Origin of the sequence: Pseudoalteromonas byunsanensis, from assembly GCF_001854475.1 — a bacterium.
GTDB lineage: Bacteria > Pseudomonadota > Gammaproteobacteria > Enterobacterales > Alteromonadaceae > Pseudoalteromonas > Pseudoalteromonas byunsanensis.
Map to the genome: position 1 here is coordinate 1 of NZ_MNAN01000004.1, position 348 is coordinate 348.

1 protein-coding gene is annotated in these 348 nt (G+C 45.7%); it reads left to right on the plus strand.

Translation table 11 applies throughout. The features are described 5' to 3' along the window. Positions 1 to 348 (plus strand): condensation domain-containing protein (locus BIW53_RS20620; protein WP_139158746.1); only part of this gene is annotated, 348 nt, incomplete at both ends.

The window sequence follows — 348 nt, forward strand, 5'->3', positions numbered from 1 at the left end:
GAGGTACAGCTAACGCATTTAGAAACCGCGTTCAATATCTTGTTAGATAGACACCCAGTATTAAAAACAGTCTATCTACATGACGAACACGATAACGCCTACCAAACCCCTATCGAGCAGTCGTTGTCACTGACATGGTTGCCATTAGCTGATGAGGCAGACTTACATGCGATGTTAGCCGAGCATATGTCGACGCCCTTTGATTTGACCTCACAGTTGAGTCTGAAGTTACAAGGCTATGAGGTGTCTGGTTGTCGATATCTACTCATCATGTGGCATCACATTGCCTTTGATGGGTGGTCACTGGATATCTTCATGCAGGAGCTAGCACAGTGTTATCACGCGCTA